The 16,951-nt window shown below is 66.2% G+C and carries 14 protein-coding genes; 7 read left to right on the forward strand and 7 right to left on the reverse strand.

Features of this window, described 5'->3' with window-relative positions:
* The first annotated feature begins 144 nt into the window (after window positions 1–144).
* From ligD to QTI66_RS00905, 3 genes are all read left to right on the forward strand, one after another.
* The gene (ligD, locus tag QTI66_RS00895; RefSeq protein ID WP_286556781.1) at window positions 145–2,688 is read left to right on the forward strand and encodes a DNA ligase D; all 2,544 of its coding nucleotides are present in this window, start codon (window positions 145–147) and stop codon (window positions 2,686–2,688) included.
* Between the two features lie 238 nt (window positions 2,689–2,926).
* Window positions 2,927–4,093 carry a DUF3182 family protein gene (locus QTI66_RS00900; protein WP_286556783.1) on the forward strand — a complete coding sequence of 389 codons (1,167 nt, stop codon included), beginning with the start codon at window positions 2,927–2,929 and terminating at the stop codon, window positions 4,091–4,093.
* Window positions 4,090–4,869 (forward strand): alpha/beta hydrolase family protein, encoded by a 780-nt coding sequence (locus QTI66_RS00905; protein ID WP_286556786.1) that lies wholly within the window; start codon window positions 4,090–4,092, stop codon window positions 4,867–4,869. The genes QTI66_RS00900 and QTI66_RS00905 overlap by 4 nt, the downstream gene beginning before the upstream one ends.
* A gap of 14 nt (window positions 4,870–4,883) precedes the next feature.
* Here QTI66_RS00905 and QTI66_RS00910 read toward each other — a convergent pair whose 3' ends face one another.
* The 6 genes from QTI66_RS00910 to QTI66_RS00935 form a co-directional block, all read right to left on the reverse strand.
* Window positions 4,884–5,096: a DUF3606 domain-containing protein gene (locus QTI66_RS00910; protein ID WP_286556787.1), complete on the reverse strand. Its 213-nt coding sequence runs from the start codon at window positions 5,094–5,096 to the stop codon at window positions 4,884–4,886.
* 143 nt (window positions 5,097–5,239) lie between these two features.
* Window positions 5,240–6,421 (reverse strand): acetate/propionate family kinase, encoded by a 1,182-nt coding sequence (locus QTI66_RS00915; RefSeq protein ID WP_286556788.1) that lies wholly within the window; start codon window positions 6,419–6,421, stop codon window positions 5,240–5,242.
* A gap of 4 nt (window positions 6,422–6,425) precedes the next feature.
* Window positions 6,426–7,364 carry a phosphate acetyltransferase gene (locus tag QTI66_RS00920; RefSeq protein WP_286556791.1) on the reverse strand — a complete coding sequence of 313 codons (939 nt, stop codon included), beginning with the start codon at window positions 7,362–7,364 and terminating at the stop codon, window positions 6,426–6,428.
* A 61-nt stretch (window positions 7,365–7,425) separates the two neighbouring features.
* A complete protein-coding gene (locus QTI66_RS00925) occupies window positions 7,426–7,971 on the reverse strand; it encodes a GNAT family N-acetyltransferase (protein ID WP_286556793.1) in 546 nt (181 codons plus the stop codon).
* 193 nt (window positions 7,972–8,164) lie between these two features.
* A complete protein-coding gene (locus QTI66_RS00930) occupies window positions 8,165–8,578 on the reverse strand; it encodes a hypothetical protein (RefSeq protein ID WP_286556794.1) in 414 nt (137 codons plus the stop codon).
* 79 nt (window positions 8,579–8,657) lie between these two features.
* The gene (locus QTI66_RS00935; RefSeq protein WP_286556795.1) at window positions 8,658–9,752 is read right to left on the reverse strand and encodes a porin; all 1,095 of its coding nucleotides are present in this window, start codon (window positions 9,750–9,752) and stop codon (window positions 8,658–8,660) included.
* A 214-nt stretch (window positions 9,753–9,966) separates the two neighbouring features.
* Here QTI66_RS00935 and QTI66_RS00940 point away from each other — a divergent pair, with 214 nt between their 5' ends.
* Both QTI66_RS00940 and QTI66_RS00945 read left to right on the forward strand, forming a co-directional pair.
* A complete protein-coding gene (locus QTI66_RS00940) occupies window positions 9,967–11,406 on the forward strand; it encodes a DUF3300 domain-containing protein (RefSeq protein ID WP_286556796.1) in 1,440 nt (479 codons plus the stop codon).
* Window positions 11,407–11,460: 54 nt separating this feature from the next.
* Window positions 11,461–12,348 (forward strand): DUF2950 domain-containing protein, encoded by an 888-nt coding sequence (locus QTI66_RS00945; protein ID WP_286556797.1) that lies wholly within the window; start codon window positions 11,461–11,463, stop codon window positions 12,346–12,348.
* 31 nt (window positions 12,349–12,379) lie between these two features.
* Here the strand turns inward: QTI66_RS00945 and QTI66_RS00950 are convergent, their stop codons facing one another.
* A complete protein-coding gene (locus QTI66_RS00950) occupies window positions 12,380–14,011 on the reverse strand; it encodes a bifunctional aspartate transaminase/aspartate 4-decarboxylase (protein WP_286556798.1) in 1,632 nt (543 codons plus the stop codon).
* A gap of 250 nt (window positions 14,012–14,261) precedes the next feature.
* Here QTI66_RS00950 and QTI66_RS00955 point away from each other — a divergent pair, with 250 nt between their 5' ends.
* Window positions 14,262–15,965, forward strand: coding sequence for a cation:proton antiporter domain-containing protein (locus QTI66_RS00955; RefSeq protein WP_286556799.1), 1,704 nt, complete (start codon window positions 14,262–14,264; stop codon window positions 15,963–15,965).
* Window positions 15,966–16,409: 444 nt separating this feature from the next.
* Window positions 16,410–16,946, forward strand: coding sequence for a GFA family protein (locus QTI66_RS00960; protein ID WP_286556800.1), 537 nt, complete (start codon window positions 16,410–16,412; stop codon window positions 16,944–16,946).
* The last annotated feature ends 5 nt before the right edge of the window (window positions 16,947–16,951 follow it).

Raw genomic sequence — 16,951 nt, forward strand, 5'->3', positions numbered from 1 at the left:
GTGACGTCCCCCGAGGCGCATCGCTCGGCTGGCCGAGCATATACCGGGCTTTTGGCTTTGCGTGCACCGGCCTGCGGTGGGCGGGCGACTTGCGGGGCCATCTTGAGGGAAGATCGGCTTTCCCTCACCGCGAAAGCCCTGCCGATGGCCCGTGTCGATCCGCTAGAGCGATACAAATCGAAGCGCAATTTCGCGCTGACGCCCGAGCCCGCCGAAGACGCCCACGAGGCCAGCACCCCCGGCCGCCTGCAGTTCGTGGTGCAGAAGCACTGGGCCAGCCGGCTTCACTACGACTTTCGCATCGAACTGGACGGCGCCATGAAAAGCTGGGCCGTGCCCAGGGGCCCGAGCTACGATCAGCGCGACAAGCGCATGGCCGTGCATGTCGAGGACCACCCCCTGTCGTACAACGCCTTCGAGGGCACGATCCCCGCGAAGCAATACGGCGCCGGCAAGGTCGAGATCTGGGACAAGGGCACCTGGGAGCCCATCGGCGACCCGCACGAGGGACTGCGCAAGGGCGACCTCAAGTTCCTTCTGCACGGCTACAAGCTGCGCGGCAAGTGGGTGCTGGTGCGCATCAAGAGCAAGGACGACAAGCAGGACGCGTGGCTGCTCATCAAGGAGCGCGACCAGTACATGCGCCCGGCCAGCGAATTCAGCGTGGTGGATGAATTTCCTGACAGCGTGGCGGCACTGCCGATGCCGGGCGCGGATGGCGCCACGGCGACGCAGGCAGCGTCGAAGCCGGCCACACGACGCCGAGCCGCCAGCGGCCTGCCTGAGTTGGCGACGAAGGCCACCATGCCGGCCAAGCTCTCGCCCATGCTCGCCGCACTGGTCGATGCACCGCCTGGCCAGCCGGACAACTGGGTCTACGAGATCAAGTTCGACGGCTACCGCATGCTCGCGCGCATCGACGCGGACGGCGTGCGGCTTTTCACCCGCAATGGCCACGACTGGAGCGCCCGCCTGCCGCACCTTGTCGAGGCCATCGGGCGCATGAAGCTCAAGCACGGCTGGCTTGATGGCGAAGTGGTCGTGCTCGGGCCGACAGGCATCACCGACTTCCAGGCGCTGCAGAACGCATTCGACAACTCGAAGACGCAGGAGATCGTCTATTTCCTGTTCGACCTGCCGTGGTACGACGGGCACGACCTGACGCAGGTGCCATTGATCGAGCGTCGGGCCTTCCTGCAGTCGCTCATGAAGAAGCCGCCGAAGGAAATCCGCCTCAGCGAGAGCTTCGATGCGTCGCCGCAAGACCTCATGGCGTCCGCCGGCCGGCTCGGCCTGGAGGGCATCATCGGCAAGCGCAAGAGCAGTGCCTACAGCGCGCGAAGGTCATCGGACTGGATCAAGCTCAAGTGCACGCGCCGGCAGGAATTTGTCGTCGGTGGCTACACCGACCCCAAGGGCTCGCGCGTGGGCATCGGTGCGCTGCTGCTGGGTGTGCATGACGACAAGGGCGACCTGGTGTATGCCGGCAACGTGGGCACCGGGTTCAACGATCAGGCGCTCGTGCAGATGCTGGAACGGCTGAAGAAGATCGCCGTCAAGGAGCGGCCGTTCAAGGACAAGACCGAAATCGACCGGCTCGCGCACTGGGTCAAGCCGGTGCTGGTCGTGGAGGTGACTTTCTCCGACTGGACGGCGAGCGGCCACGTGCGGCACCCGGTGTTCCACGCGGTGCGTGAAGACAAGCCCGCCAAGGCTATCGTGCGCGAGCAAGCCGTCGTGTTGAAGGGCGCCGACACGCCACGTCCTGCGCCGCATGCCTTGCCGGCGAAGTTCAAGGTGTCGAACCCGGAGCGCGTCGTGGACCCGTCGACCGGTGTGACGAAGATCGAGATCGTGCGCTTCTACGGCCTGATCGGTCCGCTGATGATGGAACACCTCAAGGGCCGCCCGGTGTCTCTTGTCCGGGCGCCGACCGGCATCACCGGCGAGTTGTTTTTCCAGAAGCACCTGGACAAGGGCGGCATTGATGGCATCGCGCAGATCGACCCCGCCATCTGGCCGGGCCACGAGCAAATGCTGGAAGTCGCATCGCTCCAGGGCTTGATCGCGGCGGCGCAGATGAATGTCATCGAGTTCCACACCTGGAACGCGGTGAAGACCTCGACCGCCAAGCCCGACCGCATGACCTTTGACCTGGACCCCGGCGAAGGCGTGGCTTGGAACAAGGTGCAGCAGGCGGCGGAACTGGTGCGGGTGTTCCTCGATCAGTTGGGGCTGGTGTCGTTTTGCAAGACCAGTGGAGGCAAGGGGCTGCACGTTGTCGTGCCACTGAAGAAGCAGCACGGCTGGGACACGGTGAAGGATTTCTCCGAGGCCATCGTGGTGCATCTGGCCAGGACGCTGCCGCAACTGTTCGTTGCGAAGAGCGGGCCGAAGAACCGCGTCGGCAAGATCTTCATCGACTACCTGCGCAACGGCTTCGGCGCGACCACGGTGTGCGCGTGGTCGGCGCGTGCGCGGCCGGGGCTGGGGGTGTCGGTGCCCATCGAATGGGGCGAGGTTTCGACGATTCACAGTGGCGCGCAGTGGACGGTGCAGAACATCCATACGCGGCTGGACAAGGGCAATGAGCCGTGGCGCGACTACGCCAAGTCCGTGCAAGCCATCGGCCCCGCGATGAAGCTTCTGGGCTTTGCTCCCTCTCCCGCCGGGAGAGGGCCGGGGTGAGGGCACGCGGCGGTTGAAAAGGTTGTGACCGTTGCCAAGGCCCGGTGCCCCTCACCCGGCCTCTCCCCGGAGGGGAGAGGAGAAAGACGCCCGGAGGGGAGAGGAGGAAGAAGGGGAGAAAGAGGGGAGAAAGAAGCGAAGCGCGCTTCACCTACACCCGCCTGCAACCTCTGCCTGCTCAACGTCTCGATGGCCTGCCGCAGCATCGCGCCATCGGGAGTCACCGCAGGAGCAGTACATGGCCCACGCCACCTCGCAAAGCGCACCCTCAGCGCCCGTCCCATCGCCCCTCGATCAAAGCGCCGCGGCGCAGTGCGTCGTCGCCCTCACGGCCAGCCACCGCGCCTTCGACAGCCAGCATGAACACGCCACCCGCCGCGAAGTCGCGCGCCGCTTGGCACGCCTGAAGGGCCTCGATTTCTGCGGCGAATACGACATCAAGCGCAGCTACGCCTCTCGCCCTTACTACGTCCCCAGCGATACCCTCACCGACACGGTGGCCTGCAACACGCTCGGCATTCACAGTGCGCGTGACCTGTTCGGCGGCGTCGTGCCCCATGCCTTCGTGGCCACCAAGGTCATCACGCACTCCCTCATCGACGATGCAGCCGTGCGGCCCGACGGATGGGATCCGCGATTCGGCCAGGAGGTGGCGAACGCCGTGCTGGCCGGCTACACCGCCTTTGGCCAGGACGACGCGCGCAAGGCAGGGCGGCAACTGTTGCAAGGCGGCCCGGTGCGCATCAAGGCGGCCACCGCGACAGGCGGTCGCGGCCAGATCGTCGCCGGTGACGAAGCAGCGCTGGAGCGCGCCCTGGACACATTGGCGGACGAGATCGCCAAGGGCGGCGTGGTGCTGGAAGAAAACCTGCAGAACCCCGTGACCTACAGCATCGGCCAGGTCTTCGACGGCGACATCGTGGCGAGCTACCACGGCGTGCAGCGCACCACGCTCAACAACCATCGCGAAGACGCATACGGTGGCTCCGACCTGCGCTTCGTGCGCGGCGGCTTCGATGCCCTGCTCATGCAACCCCTGGCCGCTGAAGTGCGCCTTGCCGTGCTCCAGGCCCAGCGCTACCACGAGGCCGTGACCGCGTGCTTCCCCGGCTTCTTCGCCTCGCGCATCAACTACGACGTCGCGCAGGGCAGGGCCGCCGACGGCCGCCAGCGCAGTGGCGTGCTGGAGCAATCGTGGCGTCTGGGCGGCGCCACCGGTGCCGAGGTGGCCGCCCTCGAGCGTCTGCACACCCAGCCGCAATGCAATCGCGTCCACGCCTCGTGTTTCGAGGTGTATGGCCAATGGAACCTGCCGCTCGACGCGGTGGTCTATTTCGAAGGAACCGATGCACAGGTGGGGCCCCTGGCCAAGTACACCGTCATCGACCCCGAGCCCGCCCGATGACCACGACACGACACACCGCCATCGAGATCCCCGTCGATGACCAGCACATCGACGGCACGCTGGTCGCGCCCTCGGCGGTCGTGCCGGGCGTCTTGCTGGTCCACGGATGGGACGGCAGCCAGAGCCAATACATCGCGCGTGCCCACGAGATCGCGGCGCTGGGCTGTATCTGCCTGACCATCGACCTGCGCGGTCATGCGCGTCACAAGGCGCAGATGCAGGCCGTCACGCGCGAGGACAACCTGCACGACGTGCTCGCCGCTTATGACGAACTGGTGTCGCACCCCGCCGTCGACCCGGCCGCCATGGCCATCATCGGCAGCAGCTATGGCGGCTACCTCGCAGCGCTGCTCACCGAACTGAGGCCGGTGCGCTGGCTCGCCTTGCGCGCGCCTGCGCTCTACCGCGACGAAGGCTGGGAGATTCCCAAGGGCAAGCTCGACCGCGAAGACCTTGCGCGCTACCGCAGCTCACCGGTGCAGCCGTCGGACAACCGCGCCTTGCGCGCCTGCGAGGCGTTTCGGGGCGACGTGCTCATCGTCGAATCGGAAAACGACAAGACCGTGCCGCCGCCCGTCATCAAGAACTACGTCAACGCCTTCGGGCACGTGCACTCCATCACCTATCGCGTGCTGACCGGCGCCGACCATGCGCTCTCCAGCGAAGAGATGCGCCAGGCCTATGGGTTGCAACTCGTGGGCTGGATGACGGAGATGGTGCTGGGCGCCCGCACGGCGGCGGGCAAGAGCAAGACGGTGTCGACCCATCCTGCTTGAAGCGCCCGTGGTTGTCAGGCGGATTGCTGAAGCTGCCGCGTTTCCGACGAAGGCTTGCCCAAGTGCGCGGCCACGTCGCCGGCTTGCACGCCCACGTCCGCAACGGCCTGTCGCAAGGCGGCCTCGGACACGTCGAACTTCTGCGCCCAGTAGCGCACTTCGTCTTCTTCCTTGACGTCGATCTGGATCGGGTTCGGTCCCTTCGGGATGTCGGGGCGTTCGGTCATCGGGAAACTCCTTTGATTCGCAGGTGCCATTGAGCAATGCGCGGAGTTTCGAATGACGCAGCGGCTGCGCGTGTGGGACAACATCCATTCATCGCCACCAGTGCATTCCTTACACCTGATTGCACGTGGCAGGCTTTTTTCAGTCAGATGGCCTGGGCGATCTTCAGGGTGTGCCGCGCGATCATCAGTTCCTCGTTGGTCGGGACGATCCACGCCGACACCTTGCTCGCCGCCGTGCTGATGCGGGGTCCGCCGGCCGCGTTGGCGGCGGGGTCCAGCTCCACGCCCAGCCATGCCGCGCCTTGGCAGGCGCGTTCGCGAATCGCCACGGCGTGTTCGCCGATGCCTGCGGTGAACACCAGTGCGTCGATGCCCCCGGCAGCCGCCGCCAGCGAGCCCAGTTCGCGCCCCACGCGGTACACGAACAGATCCACTGCCAGCCGCGCCCGCGGCTCATCGCTCGCCAGCAAGGCCCGCATGTCGCTCGACACGCCGGAGACGCCGAGCAAGCCCGACTGCTTGTAGATCAGGTCTTCGATGGCGCGCGCATCCATGCCCATTTCGTCCATCAGGTAGAGCAGGACGCCCGGGTCCAGGTTGCCGCAGCGCGTGCCCATCGGCAGGCCGTCGACTGCTGTGAAACCCATCGTGCTGGCGACGCTCCTGGCGCCCACCATGGCGCACATGCTGCATCCGTTGCCCAGGTGCGCGACGATGGTTCGCCCAGAAGCGGCGCGTTCATCGAAGCTCCCCAGCACGCTCGCGACGTACTCGTAGGAAAGCCCGTGAAAGCCGTAGCGCTGCACACCACGTTCGGTGATGCTGGGCGGCAAGGCAAAGGCCTGCGCCACGGCCGGCTGTCCACGATGAAAGGCCGTGTCGAAGCACGCCACCTGCAGCAACTGGGGCTGAAGCTTGGTGATGATGTCGATCGGCGCAAGGTTGTGCGGCTGGTGCAGCGGCGCCAGCGGGCTCAGCTTGCGTAGTGCCGTCAGCACCTCGGCATTGACGCGCACCGGCTGCTCGAAACCCAGCCCGCCATGCACCACACGATGGCCGACGGCGACGATGCTGTGGCCCGCCAGCCGGTCGCGCACAAACCCGGTCAGGAAGGTAATCGCGCCTTCATGGCCGAGTTGGGTGCCCTGGCCCCAAGCGTGCGCGCCGATCTCGCTGCCGTCGGACGCCTTGGCCTTGAACTTGGGCGCGGTGTAGAGCCCTTCGACCTGGCCGTTGAACAGTGCCTTGGCTTCACTGTCTGCATTGAAGGCGCTGAACTTGATGCTCGATGAGCCGGCATTGAGCACGAGGACGATGTCGGCCATGCTCTCACCCCAGTGTCTTGACGCCTTCGCGCCGGGCCTGCGCCACGAGCACCGCAACCGCGCACGACGCGAGCCGGGCAATCACGGAATCGGCGCGGCTCGTGAGGATGATCGGCACCCTGGCACCGAGCACGATGCCCGCCGAGTCCGCGCCCGCCAGGAAGGACAGGCTCTTGGCCAGCATGTTGCCCGCTTCGAGGTCGGGCACCACCAGCACGTTGGCGCGCCCCGCCACGGGCGAATCGATGCCCTTGACCCGCGCCGCCTCCATGTTGATGGCGTTGTCCAGCGCCAGCGGCCCGTCCACCAGCGCGCCGGTGATCTGGCGCCGGTCCACCATCTTGCACAGCGCCGCGGCTTCCACCGTGGACGGCACCTTGGGGTTGATGGTTTCCATGGCCGAGAGAATGGCCACGCGCACTTCATCGAGGTGCAGGGCGTGCGCCAGGTCGATGGCGTTTTGCACGATGTCGGCCTTGACCTCCAGCGTGGGTGCGATGTTGACGGCCGCGTCGGTGATGATGAGCGCGTCCGCATGCCCCGGCACATCCATGACGAAACAGTGGCTCACGCGCCGCGCGGTGCGCAGCCCCGTGTCGGACTTGACCACCGCGCCCATCAGTTCGTCGGTGTGCAGGCTGCCTTTCATCAGCGCCTCGGCCTTGCCTTCGCGCACCAGCTGCACCGCGCACGCGGCCGAGGCCACGCTGAAGGGCGCATCCACAATTTGCAAGCCCGTCAGGTCCAGCCCGGCGCTTGCCGCCACGGCGCGAATGCGTTCGGTGGGCCCGACAAGAATCGGTGCGATGAGTCCGAGCTGTTTCGCTTCGATGGCGCCCTGAAGCGAACTCGCGTCGCAGGGGTGCGCCACTGCGGTGGGCGTGGGCGCAAAGGTCTGGCACATCGCGATGAGTCGGTCGTACTTTGCGTGTTTCGTGTCCATGCCACTCTCCAGGTTCAGGTGATGGTGCAGGGTTGTCGTTGCGCCGTGATGACTTCCGGGCTCATTTCAGGTCCAGGCTCACCAGCCGCAGGCCGGGGTCTTCCGGGAACGGCGCGTCCGAGAAACCGAGTCGGTGCGCCAGGCCGCGCATGCCGTCGTTGCCGGGCAGCACGAAGCCTTCCATGCGCTGCATGCCGCGTGCGCGCGCCAGGGTAATCAAGGTCTGGATCAAGTGCCGCGCGAGGCCGGCGCCTTGCCAGTCGTCTGCGATCGTCACGGCGAACTCGCAGGTGTGGCTGCCCGGCGCCCACAGGATGCGCGCAGCGCCGACGATGGGCCGCTCAGTGCCATCTTGCTGCGGCGCGTCGGCGAAGGCGGCCAGCGCCATGACGCAGTCCGCAGGAGGGTTCGCCACCTCATCGAGCATCCGCGGCGACAACTCGCGCAGCGGCCTGAAATAGCGCGTGTAGCGCGAGTGGGGCGACAGGCGTTCGAAGGCCACTGCGAACGCGTGACGGTCGTCGGGGCGAACCGCCCGCACCGTGACGGTTCGGCCCGCGCGCAACTGCGCCACGTGTTCTTGCGGCTCGACGGCGGCATCGGTCATGCGTCAACCGTGGCTTTCCTGTTGCTTGCCATGTTCCTGCCTCCCGAAGAGCTTGCGGTTGAGACCCGAAGCCGATGCGCACGTCGGCGAGCGGACGGGTGTCCCGCGGGCTGGCGCCCGCGCAGGGACTTTGTGTCAACGCTGGCGTGGTGTCAATGCGCTTTGAGGCAACCAAGCATTGCAAGCCGAACACTCAACGTCGTCCGCCACCACCCCCTCCGCCGCCACCACCCCCTCCGCCGCCGCGTCCAGGTCCGCCGCCTCCGCCCTGGCCGCCGCCACCGGGGCGTCCACCCCAGCCCGGACCGCCGTAGCCCGGCCTTGCATAGCCATGGCCGTAACCATAGGCGTGGCCGTAGTAGGGATAGCGGCCGCGCCATCCATAGGGATAGCCGTAGCAGCAACCACCGTAGTAGCCGCCGTAGTACCCGCCGTAATGGGCGCCGCTCAGGTACACGGAGGGCCCGTAGCCGTAGTAGCCGGCGCCGTAGTAGGCGGGGTAGGGATAGGCATAGCCGTCGTACCAACCCGGCCAGGCGGCACAGCCGCCGAGGCCCAGCAGGCCGCCCAGGACCATGCCGATGCGAAGAAGGCGTGGGTGCTTCATGTCAGAGGCTCCGGATCACCAGCGTACGCCCTTTGGCGGGGGCGCGGAAGCTGTCTTTACCTTGGCTTGCCCGGCGACGCTAGAAGCTGTGCTTCAGCCCGAAGTCGTACCCCCGCGAACTGCGGTCGGGATCCGTGGTGGCGCCATTGAGCGCCTGCGCCGACCCTCCGCTGTTGCTGACATGGGCAAGCGTCATGTACGCCTGCGTGCGCTTTGAAAAGCTGTAGACGAAGCCGACGGCCAACTTGTCCGCACGCGGATCGCCGGGCGCATCGGTGCCGTAAGACGAGAAGGCCGCCTTCAACTGGTGCGGGCCCACCGGCACGACGGCGCCCACGATGTAGCCCGTGCCGGTGAGCGGAGTGTCCCGCTCGGACCTGTCGTGAAAGTACCCGGTGCTGACCGACACCACGCCGAAGTCATAGGAAGCCGCGATGTCCGACACCAGGAAGTCGCCGGTCGTTGCGCTGCGCGCGTACTGCGTGCGGCCCGTCGACATGGCCACGCCGAAGGCACCGCGCCTGTAGCCGATGCGCACGGCGTAGCCGGTGCCATCCTGCGGCGCGGGTGAATCCGAGGCGTTTTCGCCCATGAAGTACTGCACCTCGCCGAAGAATCCCGAAAGATCTGCCGGCAAGAGGTAGCCGACGATGTTGGAGGCCCGCACCAGGGTCGGCACGCGAATGGCGCTGACATCGGCCTGCGACGCGCCCACACCGTTGGTCGAGAACGGATCGCTCGAATCGCGGTTCAGGTAGGTCGCGGTGAAGTCCCTGCCCAGGCGCAGTTCGCCCCAGTCGCTGACCAGGCTGACCGTGGAGCGGCGGTTGAATGCAGCGGCGTCGAAGCCGGCGCCGCTGTCCTGGTTGTTGCTGTTGGTGGCCACGCCGCTCCCGTTGTTGACGTCGTAGCCGGCCTCCAGCCAGAAAGTCGCCGCCAGCCCGCCGCCCAGGTCTTGCACGCCGCGCAGGCCCCAGCGCGATGCCGTGTTGCCACCGCTCAGGAGCCGCGTACGGTGCGAGTTGCTGCCGGCGCCGTAGGCCAGCACGGCGTCGGCCACGCCGAAGAAGATCAGCGAATCGCCGTCGACGGGGCCCTGCACCACGCTCGATTGGGCAAGGCATTCGCCCGCCAGCGCGAACAAGGCCAGCGCAACGCCAAGCTGCCTTTTCATGCGGCGCGCGGCCTGTGGCTTGGCTCTGGGCTTTCAGTCATTGAATGCATTTGACTGGACTCCGCAGCCGCCCGCAACTTTGTGTGTCCGGCGCCAATGTGTTCTTGACACCCGCGGCGAGGGCCACTCCAATGGCCTTCCTGTCGCGCGGGCTCTTGCGATGTGGCGAGCGCCCGGATGTTCAAGCGGTCTCTTCGAAGAAACCACAGGGTCCATGAAACAGCCATCGATTGCCCCTCCCTCCAGGCCGCTCGTTGTCGCGCTGGCCATCTCGTGCGTCGTCGCCGGATGCGTCGTGGCGCCGCCGCCCGCGTACATGGCGCCGACCACCGTCACGACGACGACGACCAGCGCTGCACCGGCGCCCGCGCCAACGGGGAGCACGGCCCCCGCGCAGGGCGGCGCCACCTTCAGCGTCGAGCAGATCGACCAGATGATGGCGCCCATTGCGCTGTACCCCGACTCGCTGCTGTCGCAGGTGCTGATGGCGGCGACCTATCCGGCCGACGTGGCCGATGCGGCCAAGTGGTCGAAGGCGCATTCCGATCAATCCGGCGACGCGGCCGTCAAGGCGGTCGACAGCCAGCCCTGGGACCCCAGCGTGAAGTCGCTGATCGCCTTTCCGCAGGTGATCCAGACCATGGGCGACAAGCCCGACTGGGTGCAAAACCTGGGTGACGCCTTCCTGGCCGATTCGAAGGCTGTGCTCGACTCCGCGCAACGCCTTCGCGCCAAGGCGCAGGCCTCGGGCAACCTCAAGTCCACGGAGCAGCAGAAGGTGAGCGTGGCGCCCGCGCAGGACGCGCCGCAGCAAAGCGTGATCACCATCGAGCCGGCCAACCCGCAGGTGGTCTACGTGCCGACTTACAACCCGACGGTGGTGTACGGGGCGTGGCCCTATCCGGCCTACCCGCCGTACTACTGGTACCCGCCGGCGATGTATTACCCCGGCTACTACCCGGGCGCGGCTTTGGCGACTGGCATTGCATTCGGCATCGGCGTGGCGGCGACGGCAGCGCTCTGGGGCAATTGCAATTGGGGGCGTGGCGACGTGAACATCAACGTCAACCGCTACAACAGCATCAACACCAACCGGCAACTCAACGCCAACCAGACGAACTTCCGGCACAACGCCGAGAACCGCCGTGGCGTGCCGTACCGCGATGGGCGCAGCCAGCAGCAGTTCGGCCGCAACGTGCCGGGCTCGGAGCAGCGCGGCGACTTCCGGGGACGCGACACGGCCACACGCGACGCGCAGCGGCAGCAGGCGCAGTCCGCCATGCAGCAACGCGGAATGGATCCGGGCCAGGAGCGCAACCAGCTGCGCAACGACCCCGCCACGCGCCAGCGCGCAGAGGCCGCGGCGCGCGGCCGGCCAGAAGGTGGCTTTGGCGGCGATGGGTTCTCGCGCACGGATTCGCGCGGCGGCGGCGGGTTCGGCGGAGACAACGCCTTCCGTGGCGCTGGCAATGCGGGGCAGATGCAGCAGCAATTCGATCGCGGCAATGCCAGCCGGCAATCGATGGGGCAGCACAACTATGGCGGTGGTGCCAGGGGCGGCGGCAATTTCGGGGGAGGCGGCGCACGGGCCGGTGGCTTTGGTGGTGGTGGAGGCGGCCGCATGGGCGGTGGCGGTCGTGGCGGTCGCCGCTAGTGTCCTGAGCCAGAGAACGTCATGGCGCAACCCATTCATCCCCGGAACATGAGCATGCACACCCGTTTCAAACTGATCTCGTCAATGGCCGTCATGGCCGCCAGTGCGTTGCTTGCGACGCCTGCGCTCGCGCAACGCGCCTACCCCAGCGCCGAGGCCGCATCGCAGGCGCTCTACAACGCCGTGCTGGCCAATGACACGGCCGCCATGCGCACCGTGCTCGGCGCGGACTTCCGGCGTTTCATCCCCGTGGGCTCGGTCGACCGCACCGACGTGGACGCCTTCCTCTCCGCGTGGAGCAAGCAGCACAAGATCGTCGCCCAGGGCGACAGCAAGGCCATGCTGGCCGTGGGCGATGGCAACTGGACGCTGCCCGTACCCATCGTCAAGCGCAGCGCGGGCTGGCAGTTTGATCCACGCGAGGGTGCCGACCTGATGCGCACCCGCCGCATCGGCCGCAACGAACTGGCCGCGATGCAGGCCGTGCTGGCCTACTTCGACGCGCAAAAGGAATACGCGATGCGCGACCGGGACGGCGATGGCGTGCTCAACTACGCGCAGAAGTTCGTCAGCACCCCTGGCCAGCACGACGGCCTGTACTGGGCCTCGGGCGACGCGCAAGGCCAAAGCCCGCTCGGTCCGCTCTACGCCGGGCAGAAGCCCGGCGAGGGCTACCACGGCTTCAACTTCAAGATCCTGAAGGCGCAGGGCAAGAACGCGCCCGGCGGCGCGTACGACTACGTCATCGGCGGACGCATGCGCGCAGGCTTTGCGCTGATCGCGTGGCCGATCCGCTATGGCGACACGGGCGTGACCAGCTTCATGGTCAACCACCAGGGCGTGCTGTACCAGAAGGACCTCGGCCCGGAAACCGACAAGACGGCGCGCGCCATGACGCTCTTTGATCCGGACGCGTCATGGACCAAGGTCAACGTGCCATGAAGGCACGTTGATGGGGCGTTGAAAGGCCCGTTCAGGCCTTCGGCTTCTTGACCGTCACCTTCACCGACTTCGAGCGCTCGTAAGACTCGACGTAGCCGCGCGCCACGGCCCGCACAGCGCGGCCGATGGTGTTGTAGACCTCTTCATCGAGGTTCGCGAAGGACACCCGCGCCGACCAGTCCGGTGCCTCGAAGCCGCCGCCGTTGAGCAGCACGATGCCGTGGTCTTCGGCCAGCCGGAAGACGATGTCCAGCGGATGCACGTTGGCCTTGATCCATGTGACCACGTCTTCGTTGGTGTACTTGCGCAGCCAGAATTCGAGGTCGATCAGGCCGTAGTAATGGTCGAAGAGGATGTTGGGCGCCACCTCGATGCCCAGGCCTTCGAGCGTGAGCGCCGTGCGGCGCTTGCAGATCTCGATGCACGCCTTCTGGTAGGCCTTCTCGCCGTCCATCAACTCGTAGAGCGAGAACAGCGCCATCATGACCTGCTGCGGCAGCGAGAGGCCCGCCGTGTGGTTGAGCGCCACGTCGCGGCTGTCGGCCACGATGCGGTCGACGAACTTGATGTTGCGCGGCTGCGGCGTCAGGGTGCCATAGCGCTTGTCGAGCTTCTTGAGCGTGGCGGCATCGTGCGCCTTGATCTTCTCGTCGAAGATGTTGTCGTCATGCAGCGCGATCACGCCCAGGCGCCAGCCGGTGCAGCCGAAGTACTTGCTGTACGAATACACGCCAATCGTGTTGCGCGGGTAGGCGCCCAGCAGCGAGCGGAAGCCCGGCACGAAGGTGCCGTAGACGTCGTCGGTGAGCAGCATCAGGTCGGGGCGCTTTTCGAGGATCTCGCCGATCTTCTTGATCACGGTATCGGAGATGGCCATCGCCGACGGATTGCCCGGATTGACGATGAAGAAGGCCTTGATCTTCGGATCGAGCAGCTTGTCGAGTTCCTCGTCGGTGAACTGGAAGCGGTTTTCCTGCGGCGCGTGGACCGACACGATCTTGAGGTCGTAGTCTTCCAGGTGCGGCATCTCCAGGTAGGGCGTGAAGATCGGCACCCCCAGCGCAATGGTGTCGCCGGCATTGAGCAGGCGGTTGTTCTTCAGCGCCTTGAAGGTGTAGCACATGGCGGCCGTGCCGCCTTCCACCGCGTACAACTCGAAGGTGCCCTTGGGCTTGGGCTCGCCGATCATGGCCCAGTCGAGGTACTCGCGCACGATGATCTCGTTGTGCTTCAGCATGCGATCGGGCACGGGGTAGTGGTCGCCGATGATCGAGTCCACCAGCTCGTTCACGAACACGTCGGGCTTGAAGTTGAACTTGCTCACCGCCCACGGGACCATGCGCTTGAGGAAGTCCACGCCCGGCAGGTCGCCGCGCTTCTCAAGCCACACGCGCAGCCGTTCGGCGCAACCTTCGGCGCGCGGAATGCCCCCGATGCCGGGTGGCAGGTCCATCACGCGCTTGGTTTCCTTCACCGCGAACAGGCCGAGCATGAAGAAGGCTTCGCGCGGCTCGGTGGCCACCCAGTTCGGGTTGCCGCGGCCGGCATTGAGATAGGCCACGGCGGACTGCTTCGCCGCCTTGCTGGCGGCCTCGGCCAGGAAATTCTTGATCTCGAACGGTCCGAGGGCTTCGTAATTGCGCAAGGTCAGCAGGTCCACCATCCACTCCTTTTCCCGTGAAGAAAAAATGACCGGCCCATGACAAGCGCACGAGCCGGTCGCGATAGTTTCGATCCCCCTGAGGCCCCTGTCGCGACCCGTGGCCGGGCGCGCGAAAGGCTGATTGGCCGCCGATTGAATCGCCGGAACCACAGCGCGTCAAGGCTTGCAAATGCAAGCATTCCGTGCTGGCAACCGTGCGCCATTCAAGGCCACTCGCCACGCTGCCGCAAGCAGATGTGAGAATCGGCCGATGCCCCACAGTGTTTCGTTGATCAACACCATCGCCGCAGGCTTGGGCCTCGCGCTGATCCTTGGCTTCGTCGCGGTGCGGCTGCGCCTTCCGGCGCTGGTGGGCTACCTGCTGGCCGGCGTCATCATCGGCCCCTTCACGCCGGGCTTCGTGGCCGACCCCGCCATTGCCGCGCAACTGGCCGAGATCGGCGTGATGCTGCTGATGTTCGGCGTGGGGTTGCACTTTTCTCTCGACGACCTGCTGGCCGTGCGCAAGCTGGCGCTGCCCGGTGCGCTGGTGCAGATGGGGGTCGCGACGCTGCTGGGCGGTGCGCTGGCCCTTTCCTGGGGCTGGTCCTGGGGCGGGGCGCTCGTGTTCGGGCTGGCGCTCTCGGTGGCCAGCACCGTGGTGCTGTTGCGCGCGCTGGAAACGCTGGGCATCCTCGACACCTTCACCGGGCGCATTGCGGTGGGCTGGCTCATCGTCGAAGACCTTGCGATGGTGCTGGTGCTCGTGCTGCTGCCGCCGCTGGGTGCCGTGATGGGCGGTCCCGAGAAGGCCGCCGATGCGCAGCCCATATGGCAGACATTGCTGGTCACGCTGGTGCAGGTGAGCGGCTTCATCGCGCTCATGCTGGTGGTGGGGCGGCGCTTCTTTCCTTGGATCCTGTGGCAGGTCACACGCACCGGTTCGCGCGAGCTGTTCACGCTGTGCGTGGTCGCGGCGGCGGTGAGCATTGCCTTTGCCGCGGCGGCGTTGTTCGGTGTGTCCTTTGCGCTGGGCGCCTTCTTTGCCGGCATGGTGATGCGCGAGTCCGAATTCAGCCATCGCGCCGCGGAGGAATCGCTGCCGCTGCGGGACGCCTTTGCGGTGCTGTTCTTCGTGTCGGTCGGCATGTTGTTCGACCCCTCCGTGCTGATCGAGCGACCCTTCGCAGTGTTGGCGGTCGCGCTGGTCATCGTGGTCGGAAAGTCCATCGCGGCGTGCGCGCTGGTGCTGCTGTTTCGCTATCCGCTCGGTACGGCGCTCACGGTGAGCGCGAGCCTGGCGCAGATCGGCGAGTTCTCGTTCATTCTTGCGGCGCTCGGCGTGTCGCTGAAGCTGCTGCCGCCGGAAGGCCAGAGCCTGATCCTTGCCGGTGCGCTGATTTCGATTTCCACCAACCCGCTGTGGTTCGGACTGATCGCGCCGTTGCAAAAGTGGCTGCACCGCAATTCGGCCTTCGCGCGCCAACTCGCATCGCGCGATGACCCGTTGGCAGAACTGCCGATGTCGACGGAGTCGAAGTACCTGTCGCGCCAGGTCGTGCTGGTGGGCTATGGGCGCGTCGGGCGGCGGATTGCCGCTGCGTTGGCCGCGCAATCGCTGCCGGTCGTGGTGGTCGAGCAGAACCGCGAGATCGTGGAACGCTTGCGCGCGGAAGGCTCCGCGGCGGTGTGGGGCGACGCGGCCGAGCCTTCGGTGCTGATCCAGGCGCACATTGCGCGGGCGAGGGTGCTGGTGGTGGCGACGGCCGACGTCATCGACGTGCGCCAGATGATCGAGAACGCCCATACGCTCAACCCCGGTCTGGAGATCGTGCTGCGCAGCCAGAGCGACGACGAAGGCGCGCTGTTCGCGCAACAACACAAGGCGGTGAGCATCTTCACGGGCGAGCGCGAACTGGCGCATGCCATGGCCAAGGACGTGCTGGAACGGGCGCTTCGGCCGGTTACGTCGTGAAGCATCCGGACACGCCGCCCCGGACTAACCCTGAGTCAGACGCCCCAAATACTGCAGACGTATTCATTCGATTGCGCAAGTTGCCAATTAATGCGCGGAAGCGAACTTCCGACCCAATGACATAGGTTTCCAAAATGTCTATGCTGGAAGCGTTTCTCCCTGGGTGGCTTCAAGGACCAACCCATTAGGCCCGCCTCGTGCGGGCCTTCTTTCGTTTGGGGTGTCGCCCTGTCTTTCGCGGCGGAAATGGCCAGAAAGCGATAAGGCGGCGGCGGGAATGTGGCGAACCGGACGCTTCCAACCAAACGAGAACACACACAATCCCCTTGCGGACGTGCGCGACGCTGTTTGCCGCGCTTGCCCGGCAGATGGTGCGTGCGCATTGGCGTCCCTTCCAGAATGACTTGGCTGGCCGACGCGAATCAAACCGGAGAAAGCGCTGACATGAAAAAGCCCACCGAGCTCTCCTGCATCTGCGGACAGGTGCGCCTCGAAGTGCAAGGACGTCCCATCGTCAATGCGGAATGCTGCTGCAACAGCTGCCGCACCGCCGGCGCCAGGCTCCAGGCGCTGCCCTCGGCTCCGCGCATTGTCGACACGCATGGCGCCACGCGATTCGTCCTCTACCGCAAGGATCGCGTCGACTTCACGAAGGGCGCAGCGCTCCTCGAGGCGTTTCGCCTGACCCCCGAATCGAAGACGCGGCGGGTCGTTGCCATCTGTTGCAACACCCCCGTGTACCTGGATTTCCAGGGCGGCCACTGGCTTAGCCTGTACGGCTGTCTTTGGCCCCGTGAGACGCTGCCTGCACTGGAGATGCGGACCATGACGATGGATCTCCCGGAGGGCACCGCGCTGCCCGACGATGTTCCAAATGCCAGGCGACAGTCCTTCGCTTTCATGTTCAGGCTACTGCGCGCGTGGATTGCGATGGGATTCAAGGTGCCGAAGGTGACGGTCGATGGAGAACTTCGTGCGTAGTTCCG

The organism is Variovorax brevis, assembly GCF_030317105.1.
GTDB classification, from domain to species: Bacteria; Pseudomonadota; Gammaproteobacteria; order Burkholderiales; family Burkholderiaceae_C; genus Variovorax; species Variovorax brevis.